Origin of the sequence: Lysinibacillus sp. FSL K6-0075, from assembly GCF_038592945.1 — a bacterium.
Taxonomy (GTDB): domain Bacteria; phylum Bacillota; class Bacilli; order Bacillales_A; family Planococcaceae; genus Lysinibacillus; species Lysinibacillus fusiformis_F.
Genome location: NZ_CP151947.1, coordinates 4,098,445 through 4,119,014 on the forward strand (window position 1 = coordinate 4,098,445; position 20,570 = coordinate 4,119,014).

General features: G+C 38.4%; 20 protein-coding genes. 8 read left to right on the top strand and 12 right to left on the bottom strand.

The genetic code is table 11. The annotated features are described in order from the left end of the window. Positions 1-61: 61 nt before the first annotated feature. Entirely contained in the window at positions 62-1,054 is a 993-nt protein-coding gene (locus MHB65_RS20455) for a lipoate--protein ligase (protein ID WP_342441547.1), read from the bottom strand. 144 nt (positions 1,055-1,198) lie between these two features. Here MHB65_RS20455 and yhfH point away from each other — a divergent pair, with 144 nt between their 5' ends. Then, positions 1,199-1,324 (top strand): protein YhfH, encoded by a 126-nt coding sequence (gene yhfH / locus MHB65_RS20460; RefSeq protein WP_004230455.1) that lies wholly within the window; start codon positions 1,199-1,201, stop codon positions 1,322-1,324. A gap of 474 nt (positions 1,325-1,798) precedes the next feature. Here the strand turns inward: yhfH and MHB65_RS20465 are convergent, their stop codons facing one another. The 6 genes from MHB65_RS20465 to MHB65_RS20490 all read right to left on the bottom strand — a co-directional run bounded on the left by MHB65_RS20465 (position 1,799) and on the right by MHB65_RS20490 (position 8,377). Further along, positions 1,799-3,988, bottom strand: a complete 2,190-nt coding sequence (locus tag MHB65_RS20465) for a YhgE/Pip domain-containing protein (protein ID WP_342441548.1) — start codon at positions 3,986-3,988, stop codon at positions 1,799-1,801. Between the two features lie 133 nt (positions 3,989-4,121). Beyond that, a complete protein-coding gene (locus tag MHB65_RS20470; protein ID WP_205445474.1) occupies positions 4,122-4,694 on the bottom strand; it encodes a TetR/AcrR family transcriptional regulator in 573 nt (190 codons plus the stop codon). Between the two features lie 121 nt (positions 4,695-4,815). After that, positions 4,816-5,337 (bottom strand): FixH family protein, encoded by a 522-nt coding sequence (locus MHB65_RS20475; RefSeq protein WP_342441549.1) that lies wholly within the window; start codon positions 5,335-5,337, stop codon positions 4,816-4,818. Between the two features lie 3 nt (positions 5,338-5,340). Next, positions 5,341-6,729, bottom strand: a complete 1,389-nt coding sequence (locus tag MHB65_RS20480) for a HAMP domain-containing sensor histidine kinase (protein WP_205445477.1) — start codon at positions 6,727-6,729, stop codon at positions 5,341-5,343. Further along, positions 6,726-7,409, bottom strand: a complete 684-nt coding sequence (locus MHB65_RS20485; RefSeq protein WP_205445479.1) for a response regulator transcription factor — start codon at positions 7,407-7,409, stop codon at positions 6,726-6,728. Before MHB65_RS20485 ends, MHB65_RS20480 begins: the two co-directional genes overlap by 4 nt. Beyond that, complete coding sequence (locus MHB65_RS20490) at positions 7,409-8,377, bottom strand: YncE family protein (RefSeq protein WP_243456309.1); 969 nt, start codon at positions 8,375-8,377, stop codon at positions 7,409-7,411. Before MHB65_RS20490 ends, MHB65_RS20485 begins: the two co-directional genes overlap by 1 nt. Before the next feature lie 183 nt (positions 8,378-8,560). Between MHB65_RS20490 and MHB65_RS20495 the strand changes: the two genes are divergently transcribed. Together MHB65_RS20495 and MHB65_RS20500 are read left to right on the top strand one after the other, a co-directional pair. Then, the gene (locus tag MHB65_RS20495; protein WP_342441550.1) at positions 8,561-9,646 is read left to right on the top strand and encodes a glycosyltransferase family 2 protein; all 1,086 of its coding nucleotides are present in this window, start codon (positions 8,561-8,563) and stop codon (positions 9,644-9,646) included. A gap of 179 nt (positions 9,647-9,825) precedes the next feature. Continuing rightward, positions 9,826-11,559: a hypothetical protein gene (locus MHB65_RS20500; protein ID WP_342441551.1), complete on the top strand. Its 1,734-nt coding sequence runs from the start codon at positions 9,826-9,828 to the stop codon at positions 11,557-11,559. A 95-nt stretch (positions 11,560-11,654) separates the two neighbouring features. On the opposite strand, the gene hemY is transcribed toward MHB65_RS20500, so the two are convergent. The 3 genes from hemY to hemE form a co-directional block, all read right to left on the bottom strand. Then, positions 11,655-13,076, bottom strand: coding sequence for a protoporphyrinogen oxidase (gene hemY / locus MHB65_RS20505; RefSeq protein ID WP_342441552.1), 1,422 nt, complete (start codon positions 13,074-13,076; stop codon positions 11,655-11,657). 14 nt (positions 13,077-13,090) lie between these two features. After that, the gene (gene hemH / locus MHB65_RS20510) at positions 13,091-14,011 is read right to left on the bottom strand and encodes a ferrochelatase (RefSeq protein ID WP_342441553.1); all 921 of its coding nucleotides are present in this window, start codon (positions 14,009-14,011) and stop codon (positions 13,091-13,093) included. Between the two features lie 155 nt (positions 14,012-14,166). Further along, entirely contained in the window at positions 14,167-15,216 is a 1,050-nt protein-coding gene (gene hemE / locus MHB65_RS20515) for a uroporphyrinogen decarboxylase (RefSeq protein WP_342441554.1), read from the bottom strand. A gap of 233 nt (positions 15,217-15,449) precedes the next feature. Between hemE and MHB65_RS20520 the strand changes: the two genes are divergently transcribed. Then, the gene (locus tag MHB65_RS20520; RefSeq protein ID WP_205445490.1) at positions 15,450-15,965 is read left to right on the top strand and encodes an antibiotic biosynthesis monooxygenase; all 516 of its coding nucleotides are present in this window, start codon (positions 15,450-15,452) and stop codon (positions 15,963-15,965) included. A 76-nt stretch (positions 15,966-16,041) separates the two neighbouring features. Here the strand turns inward: MHB65_RS20520 and MHB65_RS20525 are convergent, their stop codons facing one another. Continuing rightward, positions 16,042-17,223, bottom strand: coding sequence for an ABC transporter permease (locus MHB65_RS20525; RefSeq protein WP_342441555.1), 1,182 nt, complete (start codon positions 17,221-17,223; stop codon positions 16,042-16,044). Further along, positions 17,207-17,956 carry an ABC transporter ATP-binding protein gene (locus MHB65_RS20530; RefSeq protein WP_115674062.1) on the bottom strand — a complete coding sequence of 250 codons (750 nt, stop codon included), beginning with the start codon at positions 17,954-17,956 and terminating at the stop codon, positions 17,207-17,209. Before MHB65_RS20530 ends, MHB65_RS20525 begins: the two co-directional genes overlap by 17 nt. Positions 17,957-18,060: 104 nt before the next feature. Between MHB65_RS20530 and MHB65_RS20535 the strand changes: the two genes are divergently transcribed. The 4 genes from MHB65_RS20535 to MHB65_RS20550 all read left to right on the top strand — a co-directional run bounded on the left by MHB65_RS20535 (position 18,061) and on the right by MHB65_RS20550 (position 20,407). After that, complete coding sequence (locus tag MHB65_RS20535) at positions 18,061-18,474, top strand: HIT family protein (protein ID WP_342441556.1); 414 nt, start codon at positions 18,061-18,063, stop codon at positions 18,472-18,474. Between the two features lie 148 nt (positions 18,475-18,622). Further along, on the top strand, positions 18,623-19,159 hold the full coding sequence (locus MHB65_RS20540; protein WP_205445495.1) for a tryptophan transporter: 537 nt from the start codon (positions 18,623-18,625) through the stop codon (positions 19,157-19,159). Positions 19,160-19,293: 134 nt separating this feature from the next. Next, positions 19,294-19,689 carry a YtxH domain-containing protein gene (locus tag MHB65_RS20545; protein ID WP_048391751.1) on the top strand — a complete coding sequence of 132 codons (396 nt, stop codon included), beginning with the start codon at positions 19,294-19,296 and terminating at the stop codon, positions 19,687-19,689. A 157-nt stretch (positions 19,690-19,846) separates the two neighbouring features. Further along, a complete protein-coding gene (locus tag MHB65_RS20550; RefSeq protein ID WP_004230760.1) occupies positions 19,847-20,407 on the top strand; it encodes an HTH-type transcriptional regulator Hpr in 561 nt (186 codons plus the stop codon). The last annotated feature ends 163 nt before the right edge of the window (positions 20,408-20,570 follow it).

Genomic DNA, 20,570 nt, shown 5'->3' on the forward strand with positions numbered 1-20,570 from the left:
TTCGACGACATAATTGTCAGCGAACCTTTAGGCTAAATCATTACACGAAACCGTATTTTCCTTAATAAATTAATTGTAAAAAGTCCTCAGTTGAAATTCCACCAAAATATGTAGGAATATCAATGTCTGCTAATGCCTTAGCAATAGCCGCTCTGTCATAGTTTGTCCCAACTAAGCGCTGTTCTATATCAGCCATATCACCTACACCAAAGAAATCTCCAAAAATATGCGCTTCTTCCATCACACCATGATTTACTTCTAGGCGAATATCAATGCCTCCTGTTGGGAATCGATGTGTTTTTTGAATATTAAAGCGTGGTGATTTCCCAAAATTCCACTCCCATGTTTGATAGCGCTCTTCTGATAGTTTGTGGATATTTGTCCAATCTTCCTCAGTTAACTCATAATAACGAATATTTTCTTCTCCATCGAAAATGGATTTCAAAATTTCAAGACGGAATTCCTCAACCGTCATTTGCTCGGTTAAAAACTCTGAAATGTTTGCTACTCGTGAGCGAATCGATTTAATACCTTTTGATTCAATCTTATCCTTTTTGACCTTTAAGGCAGAGACCACCGCATCTATTTCTGTATCAAACATCAATGTACCATGACTGAACATACGCCCTTTTGTAGAGAATTGGGCGTTCCCAGAAACTTTACGACCTTCTGCTAGTATATCATTTCGTCCTGATAGCTCTGCATTCACACCCATTTTCGCTAGAGCGTCAACTACTGGTTGTGTGAACTTTTTATAGTTCATAAAGCTATCGCCATCATCATTTGTAATAAAGCTGAAGTTAAGATTCCCTAAATCATGATAAACAGCACCACCACCTGACAGACGGCGCACAACAATAATGCCATTGTCCTCTACATAGTCTGTATTGATTTCTTCAATCGTATTTTGGTTTTTACCGATGATGATGGACGGTTGATTAATGTAGAAAAGGAGCACTGGCTCTTTCTCAACGTCCATTGTTTTTAACAAATACTCCTCAATAGCAAGGTTAATGCGTGGATCATGGATCCCTTTATTATCAACGAAAATCATAGTTCACGTTTCCTCCTTCACAAAATATCCATATTTATTTTACCGTAAATTAGGCATTTTGTGTTGACGAAAAGCATCTGTTATAATACACTAGGAAATATCAAAACAGTAATAGTACAGATGAACTTAAAGGAGGAGTCCACAATGTTAGAAAACGTAGTTGAATTTTTCAAGAATTTACCTGCAAAGCAATGTACTGAGTGCGGTGAAAAAATGGAAGAACAAAGCGAATGCTACAGCAACACTTGTGAAAAATGTAACCACCTATAAGCATTTGCCTATTCTGATATAGTCATATACGTGCCCCACACGTAGTAATCATGACACCCTTCATCATATTTTGATGAACCCTTAATTAAATCTCTTACACTTACAAAAAACAACAGCTGATACGCTCATATCAGCTGTTGTTTTTTTGTTGTTGAAAAAGGACGATGTCACTGAGGGGGGATTGCCGTTCTACCAGCGTCCTTTCCAAGAGCTTCTTATGAGTGAACTGCACTCAAAATATTGAACTTAAAAATCTAATTTAGTGAGTATAGGCGGACTCCTGCACGAAGCGGTAGCGAGGAAGCTTCTCGCCCACAGGAAAGCAAGTAGCCTGCAACGGAAATCCATTTTCATCTTTCACAAAAATTTTATTGATGGTTTTGTTTTATTTATGTAATTTGAGGTTGAAGAATTATTACATAACCCCTATGAACAAAAAAAGCACTCACCGTACATTGGGTGAGTGCTTCATGATTAGTTTTCTTCAGCTACTTTAGAGTAACGTTTATTGTGCAGTAGCATGAAATAACCAAATGTGATAGCTAAGAATGCTACTAAGAAACCAGCTAGAACACCATAGTTTTGCATTAAGAATGACGTATCGCCAGTAGAAATACTTGATTTAAATGCTTGAACTGTATATGTCATCGGTAATAGCTTGTTAAATACTTGTAATGGTGAAGGAATTAATTCTAATGGGAACGTACCTGCACTTGTTGTTAATTGTAAAATTAACACAACAATTGCCATGAAACGTCCAGGGTCACCAAAGATCGAAACAAGCATTTGAATTAAGGCTAAAAATACATAGCTTGTTAATAATGCTGTTAAGATAAAGTAGCCCATATTATTCACTTCAAGTCCTAGACCCCATTTTACAATGACTACTGTTAGTAATGTTTGCACTAAACCTACGACTGCTAGTACAGTCACTTTACTTGTAAACCAAGATGCTCCGTTTTTAGGGCGAATAGCAGGTTCAACAAGTGGGAACACAATCGAAATTAATAATGCACCTACGAATAAGCCTAAAGAAATAAAGTACGGTGCAAAACCTGTACCATAGTTAGGAACATGGTTTACTGACTCTTTTTCAACTTCAACTGGACTACCTACCATATCATACGTGTCTTGATTTGCTTTGACTTCATTTGCTTTTTCACTCGCCTCACCTAGTTTACCAGATAAAGTAGCTGTACCATCTGCAAGCTCCGTAGAACCATCTGCAAGTGTTGCAGAACCTTGTGCTAGCTCACCAGATTTTGAAGCAAGTGTAGAAGTACCTTGATTTAATGTTGTTGTACCATTCGCTAATTCATTTAATCCAGATGCTAATGTTTTTGAGCCTGTTACAGCTGAATTCACACCCGCATGTAGTTCACCTAATTTTGCAGCTAATGTGGCATTACCTGCTTGTAGACCTTTTGCACCTTCCAATAAAGCATTGCTTTTAGCTGTTAATGCATTCGCACCAGCTAATACTTCTGCCTGACCCGCTGCAATTTGAGTTGCACCAGAGCTTACTTGATTGGCACCAGCTTGTAATTTTTCTGTACCAGCTGATAAAGATGTTAAACCGTTATGCACACTAGCACTACCTGCCTGTAGTTCCGCTAATGTTTGTTTTAATGCTGCTGCTTGTTCTTCAGGCATTGAAGCCATCATTGTTTGTAATTGGTTGGATAGGGCTGTAATGCCTGCCTCCACTTTTGCAGATCCTGCTGTTAATTGGGTTGCTGCACCATTCAATGCACCAGCGTTCTCAGCAATAGATGCTGCACCTGCACTAATTTGCTGTTGTTTGTCGTTTAAAGTATTTAAACCAGCACCAACTTTTGCCACACCTTGTGTATATTGTGATAACCCTTGTTCAAGACTCGTTGCACCATTTGCAGCTTGCTGTGCACCTTGTTGTAATTGAACAGTGCCATCTTGTAGTTTGACTAAACCACTAGATAAGTCATTTGCGCCTTTTGCTGCATCCCCAGCACCTTTTGTTAATTTATCTGTACCATTTGATAATTCAACTGTGCTTGATGCTAGCTGCTCCAGATATCCTTTTAAATCTTTTGCACCATTCGCTACTTTTTGCGCACCCTCATCTAGCTTATTTGAGCCATCTGCTGCCTCTGTAAAGCCATCTCCAAGTGTTGCAATCGAATCAAATAATTTTTCAGCATAAGTCGCTGATACTTGTGAATTTACTTCAGCACGTACACGATCCATTGCCGTCTCACCAATTTGAGCACCAAGGAAGTTTAATCCCTCGTTTGGAATGTAGTTCATCACTAATTTTGATGGTTTGTCATCTAATAGTGTTGTTGCATGTTCAGAGAAATTTGTTGGAATTTCTAAAATCATATAATAATCACGACTATTTAAGCCTTTTTCAGCTTCATCCTTTGAAACTTCTATAAAGTTAAATTGTTCGCTATCTATCAATTTATCGACTAAGGTATCCCCCAAGTCTAATTTAACGCCATCCATCTCAGCACCAGTATCTTCATTGACAACGGCTACTGGTAGATTAGGAAGCCCCGCATAAGGATCCCAAAACGCCCATAAAAACATACCCGCATACATTACTGGAATAAATAATACAGCAATGATGGAAACAAGCATTTTTCTTGTTTTAAAGATCTTCAGCCACTCAGCTTTAATCATATAATATCCTCACTCCTAAACTATTTGACCGAAAACGTCATTTGGTCATTTTCATTCAAAAAAAATAGTCAACCTCGACAATATTGCAAAAAGAACACTTGATTCGATACTTCTACAGCTGTATTTTATCGAATCAAGTTAGAATCAAACCTCGAAAGATCGTTTCCTTAAAAAGATTGAGAATCTTATCTTCAGGGATCACATCACCGTGTAACTCATGCCAATCGACAACAAAAGCTAGATATGCCTTCAGCAATAAGTAACTAACAAGTTCCGCATCACATTCTCTAATTTCACCTTTATTAATACGTCGTTGTATTAACTCTGCGACATACGATAAGATTTCAGTCTCAATGCGTAATAGCACTTGTTTAACTGCTGGTGTTCGTAATTCTTTTTCTTCCTCGATTAGCTTTGCAAATAAAAGATGTTTTTCTCGGAACTGTAGCATTTTCATTAAAGCATTATGCGCATTATCCATAAAGCTTGCTGATGCATCCAACACTGCATCCGCTTCCGCTTTCATCTCTCGTACAAGTGACATAGCGATCTCTTGAAATAAAATTTCTTTATTTGCAAAGAATGTATAAATCGTACCTTTACCGACATTAGCAATTTTCGCCACTTGCTCCATCGTTGTTGCCTTGTAGCCAAACAACGTAAAAGATTTTGCAGCTGCTTCAAGAATTTCCTGCCTACGATCCATTAGTAACATCCTTTCTTGTTAGGTTATGTACATCTATTGTACACTTCAATAAAAATGACCAGAAAACCATTTCGGTCATCTGGTCATTATCATATTCCTATTTCAAAAAAATTGCAAGCCTTTAATGATGATTTTTTTCATCTTTTTTTTCGTCACCATGATCCGTATCATCTGATGTTTCAGAATTATGATTCATCATATTATTATCCATGCTGTTATTGGCTTTTTCATCTTCTGGTACAACCTTTGTCATATCTGGGTTTCCAGCAATAATTTGTTGCTTTGGCATATTATGAACACCGTTTGCTGTTGTATGTGCATACATAAAGTAAACACCGTCATGATCAAATGTAGTCGTTGCTTTATAAACACCGTCTTGCTCTAATTTCCCATCAATCATTTGTCCTTCATCACGTTTCCCTGATTCCCAAACTTCAAATTCTACAACAGCATCATCGACATTTTCTCCACCTTGTTCAACATGTGCTGCCAATTCAATTGTTTCATTGAGTGTTACTTCTTTTGGTGTTAAAATCTCAACTTCGGGGATTTGAGGTACTTCTGGTTCTGGTAAAGCCTCTTTTTCTCCACACCCTACTAATAATGTAGGGACTGCAATTAGCGCAAATAACCACTTTTTCATCTTTTAATCCTCCATTAATGGCAACCGTATCTTCACGGCTGTGCCTTTTTCAACAACACTTTCAATTTCTAACGTACCTTGTAACTGTTTTAGTAACTGTTCAACAATAGATAAGCCTAGTCCACTACCACCGTCCGCTCGACTTCGTGCTTTGTTAACACGATAAAATCGCTCTGTAACATGTGATATGTCCTCAGCTGGAATACCGATTCCATAATCCCTAATAGTAATTTGGGCACTACCAGCCTTTTCAGCGGCAACAATCTCCACCTTAGAATTTTCATGCGAGTAATTAATCGCATTTTCAATAATGTTAATAAAAATTTGTTTTAGCTTCACTTCATCCGCTTCAATAATTAGTGCATCATCTACATCTAAATATAAAGTTATGTTCTTTTTATTTGCTTGATGTGTTAATATTTTTTGAACCTCTCGTAATGTTTCACCTAACGGAATTGGATATAAATCAATATCGGTTTGTTCATTTTCTGTTCTTGCCAGTTGAAGTAATTCGTTTGTTAAGCGTTCCATGCGGTTAGCCTCACGGACGATTAGCTGAATGGTTTCTTCTTTTTGGCCTTCTGTAATGATGCCGTTTTGCATGGCTTCGCTATAGCCCTTTACATAGCTTATCGGTGTTCGTAATTCATGCGAGACTGTTGCCAAGAACGTTTTTTGTGCTTCATCCTCTTGCTGAATTGCCTCTGCCATTTTATTAAAGGTACTAGATAGTTTACCGATTTCATCTCGTGAATTGACAGGCACACGTGTCTCATAATTCCCATAGGACATCTGTTCCACTGCACGCTGTAAATCGCTTAATGGTCGCATAATATGTCGAATCCCTTTATAAATTAAATAGCTAGCGACTACTAAAAATATGAAGGCACTAATAAACAATAAAATAACGCCACTATTTGCCAATTCACTGATTTTGGCCAATGGGAAATAAATATAAATAATACCTTCTAATCGATTTTGATCAACAAGTGGTACAACCACCGAAATAAGTTGTCGATCAAAACGAGGCTCGTACCCAATTTTTTGCACATATTTTCCTGCTAATAATTTCTGTCTTTCCTCAGGACCAATCAATGTCTCATAATCTATATCAAATGGAACACAGGCACTTAATTCACGTGGATTCCTTACCGCAAATATATTCAAATTTGAATAATCATTAAATTGTTCGATATCTGCGATAAATTCATCCGTTACCTTTCCATTGTCATACATTGTCTGTAGCTTCAAACCGACTTCGACCATTGTATCTTCTGTATCTTGTACATATAAACGTTGATACAAAAAATTTGTGAGAACATACATAAAGACAACGGTAATAATTAAAAAAGCGAAAATTAACAACCAAATGCGAGTGGCAATCTTTTTCATTCGCCAGGATCAAAGCGGTAGCCCACTCCCCAAACGGTTTGAATATGTGCAGCCGCATCCTTTCCAAGCTTTATTCGTAACGTTTTAATATGTGTATCAACCGTGCGCGTACCACCTACATAATCAATATCCCAAATCCGTTCTAGTAATTGCTCTCTGGAATAGGCATTACCTGGATTTTTCATAAATAAGTGCAATAGCTCAAATTCCTTTAAAGTAAGTGGAATACTCTTTCCATCAACAGATACTTTTCGTGCTATTTCATCTATTTTAATAGAGCCAAAAATCACGTACTTCTGCTGTAGCTCTGTAATATTCGCACCACTTCTTCTTAATACTGCATAAATTCTAGCTACCAGTTCATCATGTGTAAATGGTTTAACAATATAATCATCCCCACCAAGTGTAAGCCCTTTCACCTTATCCTCATTCGCATCACGTGCAGTCAGAAAAATAATCGGTACATTGGACATAGCACGAATGCTTTGACAAACAACAAAACCATCCTCATGTGGCATCATTACATCAAGTAATACTAAATCTATATTTTCACGTACAATTACATCGTAAGCCTCAGTTCCACTAGCGGCAGTAAATGTCTCTATATCAGAGTTATTGAGCATCATTTCAATTAAATTACGCATATCCTGCTCATCGTCAACTATTAATACAGTTGTCATCATTGTTCCTCCCTTACTAACAGCTGAAAAGCACCTTTCCCTACATCAACTGTTTTTTCCTTCTGGCCATCCTTTATAAAGTACAGTGTGTGATCGTCATAGCCAGCGACAACAATATAATCTTTAAACTGATTCACTACAAAGGGATTTGCTCCAACCTCTTGCTGCCATTTGATATGACCATCAAAATCAGCCACATATAACTCGTTGTGACCATGACTTACAACAAGAACGGCATCTTTAGTCTTTTTTAACCCTACTGGCATCAAGGGCATGTCAATCTCTCCATGCAGTTGGCCTGTAGTCAAATCATATTTTTTAACTGAACTATTTGGCTTACTTCCTTCTCCATGACCGCCTATCCATAGTTCATGTGTTTCTTCTAGGACAGCTATTCCATGTGCAGATTTTTGAATCGGCCACTCTTGCTCAATAGTCAAATCCTTCATATTTAACACAGATAATTTTGTATCTTTAAAATTAATAACATACAGTTTATCCCTATAAGATGCCATTGACATCGGATAATTGCCAAGCTGTTGTGTAGCTAACTGATTGCCTTCTTGATCAAAGCTTGTCACTGTATTGGTTTTACTATTCGTGATAAAAAATTGCTTGATGTTGTCATCGTAGTATACATTGGTCGTACCAATCTCTACTTTTTTTGAATAGAGCTTTTCTCCAGTTGATATTGTATAGACGTCGATGTTATTTAATTGGTGTCCATATAATAAAACTTGGTCATCTCCTAATAGGATGGCCCCTGAATAAGCTTTATCAAATAACCATGTTGCAAGTACATTGCCATCCTCATCAATAAAATCTAATGATGGTTCTTGTATGTTTAATGAAGCTATAAAACTTCGTTCCCTTTCAATGGGTTCATATGACTTTTCAGCGCAACCCGCTAACCATAGAATTTGTAGTAACGAAAAAATGAAGAATGCCCATTTTTTCAACTTTATCACCTCTGCCCCTTTACTATACTTCACAATTGTGAAATTCGGGTGAAACTTGGAAGGTGAATTTATGACAAACCATGAAAATACATTTCACATTTCAGGCTCACAATCCCTCTATCAGTTCAATCATCCAACCAATATTTCCGTCCTTACATATATTACAAAGATAATGGTAAGGAGGAATATAGTATGATTTCCATTAGCTTATGTATGATTGTAAAAAATGAAGAAGATGTTATTGGTCGATGTCTTGAATCCGTCAAAGATCTAGTAGATGAAATTAATATTGTCGATACTGGATCAACAGATAGTACAAAACAAGTGGTTGCACAGTATACAGACAGAGTTTTTGATTTTAAATGGATACATCACTTTGCAGCAGCACGAAACTATTCCTTTCAACAAGCAACAAAGGAATACATCCTCTGGCTAGATGCAGATGATGTTTTTCTAGAGGAAGATCGACAAAAATTAAAGACACTCAAAGCATCTCTAACCTCTAATGTAGATGCTGTTTCAATGAATTATCATTTAAGTTTCGATCATGAGGGTAATGCAGACGCCTTAATAAGAAGATATCGTCTAGTCAGAAGAGAAAAACAATTTCAATGGATTGGTGCAGTTCATGAATATTTAGAAGTCGGTGGCGTGTTGTTTGATAGTGATGTCGCCGTTAGCCATTTACCGTTAACCCACGATCACGCCCGTAATATTACGATTTATAGACAACTGATTGAAGCAGGAGAAACACTATCACCACGTGATACATTTTATTTTGCTAATGAATTAGTAGATCATGGTCAATTTGAGGAAGCTATTTACTATTATGAATTATTTTTAACCTCCAAATTAGGGTGGGTAGAAGATAATATTCGTGCCTGCTTAAAATTAGCAGATTGCTATTCCCATTTAAATGATAAAGAAAACAACTTCAATGCTATTTTACGAAGCTTCGAATACGATGTCCCCCGCCCCGAAGCCTGCTGTCGCCTAGGCTATCATTTCATGGAGCAATTCAAGAATTACGAAGCAGTTTTTTGGTACGAGCAAGCACTTGTTATTAAACAAAAATCAAACGCTCCTTTTCAAAACAAAAGCTTTTCTACATGGCTCCCTCACTTACAGCTCTGTGTGCTATACGACCGCCTACAACAATATGAACTAGCCAATGCACATAATGAATTAGCCGGCTCGTTCATTCCAAATGACCCAAAAATTCTACACAATAAAGAATATTTCAAGCGTATTTTAACAATCAATCAAAATGACTCTTAAAAAATTTCAATAACCATCTAAAAAGTTTTAGCTCATATTCATATGATAAACATCCAATTATCTTAAAAACAGTTGCAACGAATCTATAAATAACTCTCGATTTACAAGTAATTAATAGTTATGTGTCTACCTCCCCTATCATTATTCAGAATACGATATTTGAGAGAGGAGGTGAGATTATGCATTTTGGAAATTTTATAGATAGAGTTTGCAGTAAGTGTCATTCATTTCCTTGTTGTTGTAAAACTGGCCCTATTCCAAGTTGTCCAATTTGGCCAGTAAAGCCTACAGGACCGACTGGTGGGATAACTGGTCCAACAGGTAGTACTGGTGTGACTGGCTCTACCGGGGCTACTGGCTCTACTGGGGTTACCGGACCTACTGGGGTTACTGGCTCTACCGGCGTTACTGGCTCTACTGGGGTTACCGGACTGACTGGCATTACTGGCTCTACTGGCGTTACTGGGGCTACTGGCGTTACTGGGGCTACTGGGGCTACTGGGGCTACTGGGGTCACTGGCTCCACTGGGGTTATCGGACTTACCGGAGTTACTGGAGTTACTGGACCTACTGGCTCTACCGGCGTTACTGGCTCCACTGGGGTTATCGGACCTACTGGCGTTACTGGCTCTACTGGGGTTACCGGGCCTACTGGCGTTACTGGCTCTACTGGAGATATCGGACCTACCGGGGTTACTGGCTCTACTGGAGATATCGGACCTACCGGGGTTACTGGCTCTGCTGGAGATATCGGACCTACTGGGGCTACTGGCTCTACTGGGGTTATCGGACCTACCGGGGTTACTGGACCGACTGGGACTACTGGCTCTACCGGGGTTACTGGACCGACTGGAATAACTGGCGCTACTGGGGTTACCGGACTGACTGGCATTACTGGCATTACTGGCTCTACTGGCTCTACTGGCTCTACTGGCTCTACTGGGGATATAGGACCTACCGGAGTTACTGGTTCTACTGGAGCTACCGGCGCGACTGGACCTACTGGGATTGCTGGGGCGACTGGCGCGACTGGACCTACTGGGATTGCTGGGGCGACTGGCGCGACTGGACCTACTGGGGTTGCCGGTTCTACTGGCACGACTGGGACTACCGGCGCAACTGGACCGACTGGGATTGCTGGGGCTACTGGTTCTACTGGCACTACTGGACCTACGGGGATTGCTGGGGCTACTGGCGCGACTGGGGCTACCGGTTCTACTGGGGTTGCCGGTTCTACTGGCACGACTGGGGCTACCGGCGTTACTGGACCGACTGGGGTTGCCGGTTCTACTGGCACGACTGGGACTACCGGCGCTACTGGACCGACTGGGATCGCTGGGGCTACTGGTTCTACTGGCACTACTGGGGCTACCGGCGTTACTGGACCGACTGGGGTTGCTGGCTCTACTGGCGTAACCGGGGCGACTGGACCAGCTTTTACCGAAGGATTCTCAGCATTTAAAAACACTTTAGCTGTTAGTGCGTCTACGTCTATCACTAACTGGAGTATAGCATCGCCTTACTTTACTACTCCTGCTTTTAATCCGATAACTGGCGTATTCACTGTACCAACTACAGGTAGATATTCCTTTGAAGCAACTATCAACTATTCTACTACTGCGGCCATTACCGTTGCTTTAGGAGTAGGAGTAAATCCTTCATTTGCAATCCGAAGAAATACATCAACAAATTTAATTAGCGGATTATTCCCTGTATTAAATGTAAACGTTGCACTTGTATTAACATTGCGTGCAATTCTTGGAAATGGCACTGTGACTTTGGCAGGTGAGGTACAACTAAACGCTGGAGATACTATTGATCTATTCTATGAAGCCAATGGCCTGACAATCGGTCTTACACTAGGCGGCGCTAACTCTGGTGGTATCGTTTGGTCATGTCATCGAATTTCTTAGAGCGAGGACATTGATAGCTAATACAGTTTTTAGTAGAAATATACAAAAAAATAGTACAAACATTGATAATAAATGTTTGTACTATTTGCTTTCCATTACTTAAATATTTCCATTAATACTTCATCCGCAACATGTTTACCTTGCTGCACACACTCTGGAATCGATATTCCTTCAAACGAGCTTCCTGCAAGTTTGATAGTTGGAAAATGTTCTTGTAATTCCTGCTTGATACGTTGAACTTTCGCTTCATGTCCAACTGTATATTGTGGCATCGCATTTTTCCAACGTGTTACAACTGTTGTGATAGGTTCCCCATCAATACCAATCGTTTTCTTTAAATCCTGTAGCACGGTTTTTTCAATCTCCGTATCCGATAACGCAACTATCGCTTCGTCGCCCACTCGACCAATATAACTACGTAATAATACATAATCGTCTGGTGAGGTACCTGGCCATTTTCGATTCATCCAAGTACAAGAAGTAATCGAAAAATCACTATTTCTCGAGACATAAAAAGACAGTGCATCTAAATCACCGAGCTGTTCTTTTTTAAAGGCCATTGTAACGGTTGCAATAGTTGCAGCCTTCATAGTTCCCAATTCATGTAACAGACTTTGCTTACTAAACATTTTTTCAGCCATATTAAAAGGGGTAGCAATAATAACAGCATCCGCTTTGATATGCGAGAAATTATTGAGCATCACTTGAACTGAACCATCCTTGCCATGCTCTATTTCCTCTACTTTGACACCCTTCATAACTGTCCCAGGAAGTAGTGATTCTTCTATACTTTCAATGAGTGTTTCAAGGCCATTGCTAAAGGTTTGAAAGATTCCCTTATTTTCAGCTATCTGATGATTGCTTAAGAAATTTGTTCCTGACTTCTTCATACCAATCAGCAAACTACGATATTTTTGTTCTAAACTATACAACTGTGGGAAGGTTGAGCTCATACTTAATTGCTCAATATCTCCTGCAAATGTACCCGCTAGTAATGGTTCTACTAGATTTTCCACAATCTCAGCACCAAATCTTCTTCTAAAAAACGCGCCTAGCGGTTGATCGTCATCCTGTGCTGAACGAGGAATGAAAAAGTCCCCAGCCGCACGAACTTTACCGCTAAGTGAAAACAAGCCTGATGTTATGAAGGAGGAGATATGGGGTGTCTCTCCTGATAGGAGATGACTAGGTATTGGATATAACTGACTACCAACAGCAACATAATTTGGCCCTGCATTGCTTGTTAATAGTTTCTGTTCGATCCCAAGATCCTTTGCTAAAGCATTGACATAGTTTTCACGATCAAAAAAAGATTCTGGCCCACGCTCAATAATAAAGCCATCTTTTCTTAGAGTTTGAATTTTTCCGCCAAGACGTAATGACGACTCGACAAGTACGATATCTAATGGCAATTCTTTTTCGCTTGCTTCTTTTTGCATATAGAACGCAGCTGTAAGGCCTGTAATGCCACCGCCTACGACAACTACCTTTCGTCTTTTCTGAGTCACCAACATCATCACTTTCTTTTCGCTTAGCTTAATTTTTTATGAATTGCATCTACCATCGCATCAATAAATAATGGATGTGTGTTTGGCATCGCTGGACGGTAGTATTTTGCGCCAAGTTCATCACAAACTACTTTACATTCAAAATCATTGTCATACAACACTTCTAAATGCTCTGTTACAAAACCTACTGGTGTATAAACAAATGAACGGAAGCCCTTTTCTTCAAATAGCTCACGTGTTAAATCTTGAACATCTGGACCAATCCAAGGCTCTGGTGTTTGACCTGCTGATTGCCAGCCAACCTCGACATTTTTTAAACCTGTCGCAGCTTGAATAAGACGTGCTGTTTCAATTAGTTGATCTTCATATGGATCACCTAAGTTTTTAATTTTTTCAGGCAATGAATGAGCTGACACAATTAGACAAGCTTTCTCACGTTCTTCTTCTGACATTGCATTGAATGTCTCATTCACTTGTTGTGTCCAGTACTCAATGAATTTCGGCTCATCATACCAAGATTCCACAGAAGTAATCTTTAAGCGACCTCCTGCTGCCTCTTCAGCACGACCATTATAAGACTTAATAGAGAACGTAGAGAAATGAGGAGCTAAAACAATAGAAACTGCTTCTTTTATGCCCTCTGCCAGCATTTGCTCTACTGCATCTTCAATAAATGGATGAATATGTTTTAAACCAATAAACAATTTATATTCTACAGCATCCTGTACTTCGTTCAAACGCGCACATAATGCTTCAGCTTGTGCTTGAGTTGCCGCAGCTAATGGGGACAAACCACCGATTGCTTCATAGCGACTACGTAAATCTTCTAAATGCTCTGCGGAAGGTTTACGTCCATGACGAATATGCGTATAGTAAGGTTCAATATCTTTTTCTTTATAAGGTGTTCCGTATGCCATTACTAATAAGCCTTTAACTTCTTTCATTACCCTTTTCACCTCTAAAATTGTTTTATGTTTTCATACATTATGTGATAAAAAGAAGCTGCCCAATCTTTATTATTGGACAGCTCCTTTTCTACATGGAAATTAAAACTTCCTATATAGAAAAGGACATATTATTTACACTTCATTGACTTCTATTAAGAACGAGCTTGAATTTGTTGAGCACTATATTCATGAATAAGCGTTGTAAGACGTTTTAAGACATCAGGGTCAACCTCTGGGAAAACACCATGGCCTAGATTAAAGATATGACCTGGCATTTCTAAACCTTGATCGATAATATCTTTTGTTCTTTTTTCAATAATTGACCAGTCTGCAAGTAATAGGGATGGATCTAAGTTACCCTGTACAGGTTTTGTAATGCCATTCGCACGTGCGTCTTTAATAGGTAAACGCCAGTCTAAGCCCACAACATCGATCGGTAAATCATTCCATTCTTTTGCTAAATGGCTAGCACCCACACCAAATTGAATTAATGGTACATTTTCTTTTTGCAACTCTGCAAAAATACGCGTCATAATTGGTTTAATAAATACGCGGTAATCCTCGACATTTAAAGCCCCAACCCATGAGTCAAACACTTGGATGGCTTTTGCGCCAGCTTTAATTTGAGCTGTTACATCTGCAATAATCATGTCAGCTAGTTTATCCATTAAAGCAAACCAAGCTTGAGGTTCTGAAACCATAAATGATTTTGTTTTATTATAGTTTCTTGAAGGACCACCTTCAATCATGTAGCTTGCAAGTGTGAATGGTGCCCCAGCAAAACCGATTAAAGGAACATTCAATTGCTCTTCGGCAAGTATCTTAATCGTCTCTAATACAAATGGTGTATGCTCTTTGGCATTAAATTCACCTAATTTTTCTACATCAGCTACTGAACGAATTGGATTTGAAATAACAGGACCTACGCCTGCTTTGATTTTTACATCTATCCCAATTCCAGGGAGAGGTGTGACTATATCTTTATATAGAATAGCTGCATCAACATTATAATTTTCTACAGGCAGACGAGTGACATACGCACATAGTTCAGGTTGATGTGTAATTTCCTCTAAGGAATATTTTTCTTTAATGGCACGGTATTCTGGCTGAGATCGTCCTGCCTGACGCATATACCAAACAGGTGTATGTGCGGTCCTTTCTCCACGTGCAGCACGTAGAAGTGTATCATTAAAAGTTGTCATGAATAGTTCCTTCCCCTCGTTAAATTGTTACTATAAAAAATCGCTTGTTTATTCCTTTATTATTGATATCCGTTTCCAATAGTAAACGCTTCCTCTGAAATTGTATAGTTTTCCTAGTGAAATGTCATAAAATTGTTCTTTCTCGACATATTCTTTTTGAACGGAGCGTTAGACTTCCGCTAGAAAGGGTATAATCACGCTATATTAGTAAGATTCATAAGGAGGATAAATTCATGTATATTTATTTAACTTCTGGTACTGGCGATTTTTTAGAGCAAGTAAAAAATAAGTATCCTAATGACCATATGATTTTAATTCATGGGGAAGGTAATTCTGTATTGATACATGAAACAGAAGGAAAAACAGTATTTGCGACGCCCCGTAAATTTGAAGTGCTAGATTCAGTAAATGATATAGAGGAACGTGGCTTCTTTGTTTTCAACAATATTCCTGTAACAGATGAAGGGCGTCCAGTTTTCGAGCACCGCTTTTTAGAGCGTTCACGCGCAATTGAAAATGAGCCAGGCTTTGTGGCATTCCGTTTATTACGTCCAATCAAGAGTGAGACTTATATTGTTATGACGCAATGGAATGGACCACATTCTTTTGAAGCATGGAAGAGCTCCAAAGCGTTTGAATCAGCCCATGCAAAAACAGACGATTCAACAGCCGTACGTCAGCAAAATATCTTTTCAGCAGCTTCCTATGTCACTACTTACAGTGCTATACCGAAAGAAGATACAGAGTAGATAGATAATAAAAAAGCTCATTTTCCGAATGCGAGCATTGGAAAATGAGCTTTTCAATTTGTCAGCTATAGCCTCTTCATTTGGACATTTTCGCTGTTAATTCACTAATCACTAAAACTAGGATAACGGCAATATAAAACATGGGCTGTGTAATGGCACATAAACCAACAATAATTGCTTGGGTAATCATTGCTAAACGTACAATTTGCTTTACAGCTAGTTGACGAGCATGATCTGGTAACGGATAGAGCATGTCCATTCGAAATTCACCACTAGATAGCAGCGCTTGCTTTAACTGAATTGTTGTGGCAAAGCTTAGTGCGCCTGCTACAATCCATGTAACGACAGGAATGTCTACAAAAGCTGCGATGACGGCAGAAATGGCCGTAAGACGAAGCCATAAATAGAAATGGTCATCTGTCCGGATAAAGGTACGGAACACCAAATACTTTTGAGTATTCTCCTTACCATACGGTACAAACCGATAGAGCCAGTCCATCCAGCCTCGACGCCGAATGCTTCCGTGTAGATGAGGTACATCTGTAAAATAATTTGCAAAACGATAGAAGCTCATCATACGATTCTGTTCGAGCTTGACAAAATGCTCATACGGCACAGGTTCGCCAACTGATTTTTTTCTAAAAACAATAATATAAATAATGCTAATAACTGTAGCGACTACTGCTAATAGCAGCTGCGCATGAAGCCCCATATATAGAGCAGCAGCAAATATAACAGCTCGAATAAATCTATCCACCCAAACCATTTGTCCTCGTTCACTATAACGATAGCTGAATTCTCCTCGAACACTTAGATATTTCAATACAATGGTAAGTAAAAAAATCGTCCATATTTCCACCGTTGTTAATTCCGTCACAGCTTTTAATAACGGGATACTAACAATATAGACAATCGCTACAATCCACACCTGAGACCAAAACGTCCAAGCCAGCGCCTTGCTGAAATACAGAGACATTTTTGATTCTAAAGGTAATAAGTATACTTGATCTGGCTCTCTCAACAGTGTAGTCGGACGGCTAAAGGCCAATAAAATCCCTATGATAACAGCTACCACGATTTCTGCTGGAAAGTCTGGTTGAACAACTTTCAGCCATTCGCTATATTGATAGCCCCCTGCTCCTATTAGAAATACAAGTACAATGGCAATATGCCCTGTAAATATAAATTGCATATATTTTTGTACTTCTCCTATATAATGCATGAAGCGAGAGGACCATACATCACGCAAGTTCTTCATGGTCCCGCTCCTTTGTCATAGCAATATAAAGGTCATCTAATGTCGCATACGGCATAGCAAATGATTGACGTAAATCAGCCATTGTTCCTTGTGCTCGCACTCTTCCTTCATGTAATAAAATAATGCGATCACAATGCTTTTCAGCTGTCGATAGAATATGTGTAGACATTAATATAGAAGCGCCTTCTTTTTTCTTTTCATCCATTTGGTCTAATAACGATTGAATACCTAGTGGATCTAATCCCACAAAAGGCTCATCAATAATATATAGACTTGGATTCACTAAAAAGGCACACATAATCATGACTTTTTGACGCATTCCCTTTGAAAAGTGTGAAGGGAACCAATTTAATCTTTTCTCCATTCGAAACTCTTTTAACAGCACCTCAGAACGAGCATCGAGTGTTGCTTTGTCTATACCGTAAGCCATTGCTGTTAATTCTAAATGTTCTCTTAATGTTAGCTCATCGTATAATACTGGGGTCTCAGGAATATAAGAAAAAGCTGTACGATACTTGTCCGTATCTTCCTTTAATGTCACACCATTTAAACGAATGTCCCCTTCCTTTGGCAACATCGTTCCTATAATATGTTTAATCGTTGTACTTTTACCTGCTCCATTTAAGCCGATTAAGCCAACTAATTCACCTTTTCCAATCGTAAAAGATAGATCTTTAATAACAGGTTTTCTTGTATAACCACCTGTCACATGCTGTACCTCTAATACTGACATATCCTCACTCCTCTTCTTGTTTTATATTTTATCAAAAATTAGCAAATGATACAGGTTTGAGTATGATAGAATGTACTTACATATACGTTAAGGGGGAAATTCTTATGAGCGATTGCCTATTTTGCAAAATTATTGACGGATCCATTCCAAGTACAAAAGTTTATGAAGACGATCATGTCTATGCATTCACAGACATTTCACCTGTTGCAAAAGGACACACACTATTAATTCCAAAGCATCACTGCCAAGATCTATTCGAGATGCCAGAGGAAGTGGCACGGAATCTATATGCTGTTGCACCAAAAATAGCGAATGCTATTAAAGCAGCGTTTCAGCCAATAGGTTTAAATACGATTAATAACAACGGTGCTGCCGCTGGACAAACTGTTTTCCACTACCACTTACATTTTATTCCGCGTTACGATGAAAAAGAAGGGCTAGGCCTAATTTGGCAAACACAAAAGTACTCACCAGAGCAGTTGGCAGAAGTAGCAGAAAATATTAAAGCCAATCTATAAGCCATTTGTAATATATTAACATTGGAATGTTCAGAATGCTGTATTGCAAATTTTAAAAATTTAGCGTACAATCACAAATAAGTTTCGCTAGCGGTCAAGAGGACACGCTAGGAGACAAATAGATTAGCATAGTCGAGGAGAGATTCAAATGAATACAAAGAATTTAGTATTAATGGCACTGTTAGTAGGTGTCGGTGCTGCACTTTATGTGGTTACACCAGGAATGGTGAATGGGATGAAGCCTGATTTTATGTTAACCATGATGTTTATTGGCATTTTATTGTTCCCAACTGTGAAAGAAACGTTCCTACTTTCTCTTTCAACAGGGGTGCTTTCAGGTTTGTTTACAACATTCCCAGCAGGTCTAGTTCCAAATATTATTGATAAAGCTGTTACTGGTTTTGTATTTTTAGCTGCTTTACTCATTCTCAAAAAACTAGCAGGTCATTTCGCCGTATCTGCTGTCTTAGTTGGCTTGGGAACGATTCTTTCAGGAACTGTCTTTTTGGCAGTAGCGCTTTTTGTGTTCAATGCAAATGTTGGTGCAACATTTGCGATGCTATTTATTGGCGTTGTCCTTCCAGCTGTCGCATTTAACGTTGTTGCGTTTGCCGTTATTTATCCAATTATTGCAAAATTAGTGAAGCGCTCTAAATTCAATACAGCTATTTCTCAAATTTCATAAATAAACACTTTAAATAATCAAAAGAAACTAAACTGTGACGGTCAAATCACTCGTTTAGTTTCTTTTTTCTTTTTGTATTTGTGTATTTCATGGTTTAATAGTAGATAAACATGACTAGAAATGAGGTATCCAATATGAAAGCAAAACCATTTTTACTTGGACTAACAACAGGCATTATCGGTGGAACAATCGCTGTACTTTTCTCAACACCGCAATCTGGACAACAGCTACGTGCTTCTGTCAAACAAAATGTTGACCAAACAAAAGGTATGCTCCTTGATGTAAAACAACAAGTAGGGACTGTTAAACAATCTGTTAATACATTAACAAATGAAGTTAAAAATAATATCCCGCAAATAATAAATGATTTAAAGCAAACAATAACGACTTTTACAGAAGAAATTGAACCTACAAAAAATAATTTACAACAAGAATTAGATGCTTTACAGAATTCGATAAGCGAAATCGAGAAAAACATTGCACAAATCACAGAAAACAAGAAAAAACCGCAAGAAAAAGTTAGCGACTAAAGTCCTTGGTAATAGGTGAATAATCTATTTTTTTATTAAAAACTATTGCTATAATATTATTTTTTAGCCACTTTTCAATTTTTTAATTTTTCTAACTTTAAACTTTTTTCCTTTACTGCTATAATATTTTTAAAAATGTGAAAGAAAGCAGTAGGTGATGGCTTTGTCAGAGGAATTATATACACAAAAAGAAGCGATGCTTTATAGTCAAAGAATCGCGCAGTTATCAAAAGCGCTGTGGAAAGCGGTTGAAAAGGATTGGCAACAATGGATTAAACCTTATGATTTAAATATTAATGAACACCATATTTTATGGATTTCATACCATTTAAAAGGGGCTTCCATTTCTGATGTTGCAAAATTTGGCGTGATGCATGTTTCTACAGCATTTAATTTCTCCAAAAAACTAGAAGAGCGTGGCTTTCTTAAGTTTTCCAAGCGTGATGACGATAAACGTAATACGTATGTTGAGCTTACCGAAGCTGGCACAGAGCTCATTATAGAGATGAATAAAAACTACCATAATACGTATCATTCCGTACTGGAAGGATCACTAGCATTAAAAGATTTATATGGCCGTTTCCCTGATTTTTTAGATGTAATGGCTGTTATTCGCAATATCTATGGTGAGGATTTCATCGACATTTTCGAACGCTCCTTCCAACATTTCCGCGATTCCTTTGACACGCTAGAAGAACGCACACCTGTAAAAGGATAAGACGAAGCTTCAAACTGCACATAATTTTTCCTGCAATTATTTATAAGTTGAACATAATGAGTTATACTACTGTTCATTCAGGAATAAGTCATGTGAAAGGAGGTATTTCAGAAATATTTCTGAAGTACCTCCTTTTTCTTGCATTCTAACATAATTCAATTTA

Bases quoted from the DNA above. Each gene is read 5' to 3' on its own strand.
- MHB65_RS20485 (WP_205445479.1), bottom strand. From the start codon at position 7,409: ATGACAACTGTATTAATAGTTGACGATGAGCAGGATATGCGTAATTTA.
- MHB65_RS20550 (WP_004230760.1), top strand. From the start codon at position 19,847: ATGGCTTTGTCAGAGGAATTATATACACAAAAAGAAGCGATGCTTTAT.
- MHB65_RS20470 (WP_205445474.1), bottom strand. From the start codon at position 4,694: ATGGATCGTAGGCAGGAAATTCTTGAAGCAGCTGCAAAATCTTTTACG.
- hemY (WP_342441552.1), bottom strand. From the start codon at position 13,076: ATGATGTTGGTGACTCAGAAAAGACGAAAGGTAGTTGTCGTAGGCGGT.
- MHB65_RS20525 (WP_342441555.1), bottom strand. From the start codon at position 17,223: ATGAAGAACTTGCGTGATGTATGGTCCTCTCGCTTCATGCATTATATA.
- MHB65_RS20530 (WP_115674062.1), bottom strand. From the start codon at position 17,956: ATGTCAGTATTAGAGGTACAGCATGTGACAGGTGGTTATACAAGAAAA.
- MHB65_RS20520 (WP_205445490.1), top strand. From the start codon at position 15,450: ATGTATATTTATTTAACTTCTGGTACTGGCGATTTTTTAGAGCAAGTA.
- MHB65_RS20495 (WP_342441550.1), top strand. From the start codon at position 8,561: ATGATTTCCATTAGCTTATGTATGATTGTAAAAAATGAAGAAGATGTT.
- yhfH (WP_004230455.1), top strand. From the start codon at position 1,199: ATGTTAGAAAACGTAGTTGAATTTTTCAAGAATTTACCTGCAAAGCAA.
- MHB65_RS20545 (WP_048391751.1), top strand. From the start codon at position 19,294: ATGAAAGCAAAACCATTTTTACTTGGACTAACAACAGGCATTATCGGT.
- hemE (WP_342441554.1), bottom strand. From the start codon at position 15,216: ATGACAACTTTTAATGATACACTTCTACGTGCTGCACGTGGAGAAAGG.
- MHB65_RS20475 (WP_342441549.1), bottom strand. From the start codon at position 5,337: ATGAAAAAGTGGTTATTTGCGCTAATTGCAGTCCCTACATTATTAGTA.
- MHB65_RS20535 (WP_342441556.1), top strand. From the start codon at position 18,061: ATGAGCGATTGCCTATTTTGCAAAATTATTGACGGATCCATTCCAAGT.
- MHB65_RS20500 (WP_342441551.1), top strand. From the start codon at position 9,826: ATGCATTTTGGAAATTTTATAGATAGAGTTTGCAGTAAGTGTCATTCA.
- MHB65_RS20540 (WP_205445495.1), top strand. From the start codon at position 18,623: ATGAATACAAAGAATTTAGTATTAATGGCACTGTTAGTAGGTGTCGGT.
- MHB65_RS20455 (WP_342441547.1), bottom strand. From the start codon at position 1,054: ATGATTTTCGTTGATAATAAAGGGATCCATGATCCACGCATTAACCTT.
- MHB65_RS20465 (WP_342441548.1), bottom strand. From the start codon at position 3,988: ATGATTAAAGCTGAGTGGCTGAAGATCTTTAAAACAAGAAAAATGCTT.
- hemH (WP_342441553.1), bottom strand. From the start codon at position 14,011: ATGAAAGAAGTTAAAGGCTTATTAGTAATGGCATACGGAACACCTTAT.
- MHB65_RS20480 (WP_205445477.1), bottom strand. From the start codon at position 6,729: ATGAAAAAGATTGCCACTCGCATTTGGTTGTTAATTTTCGCTTTTTTA.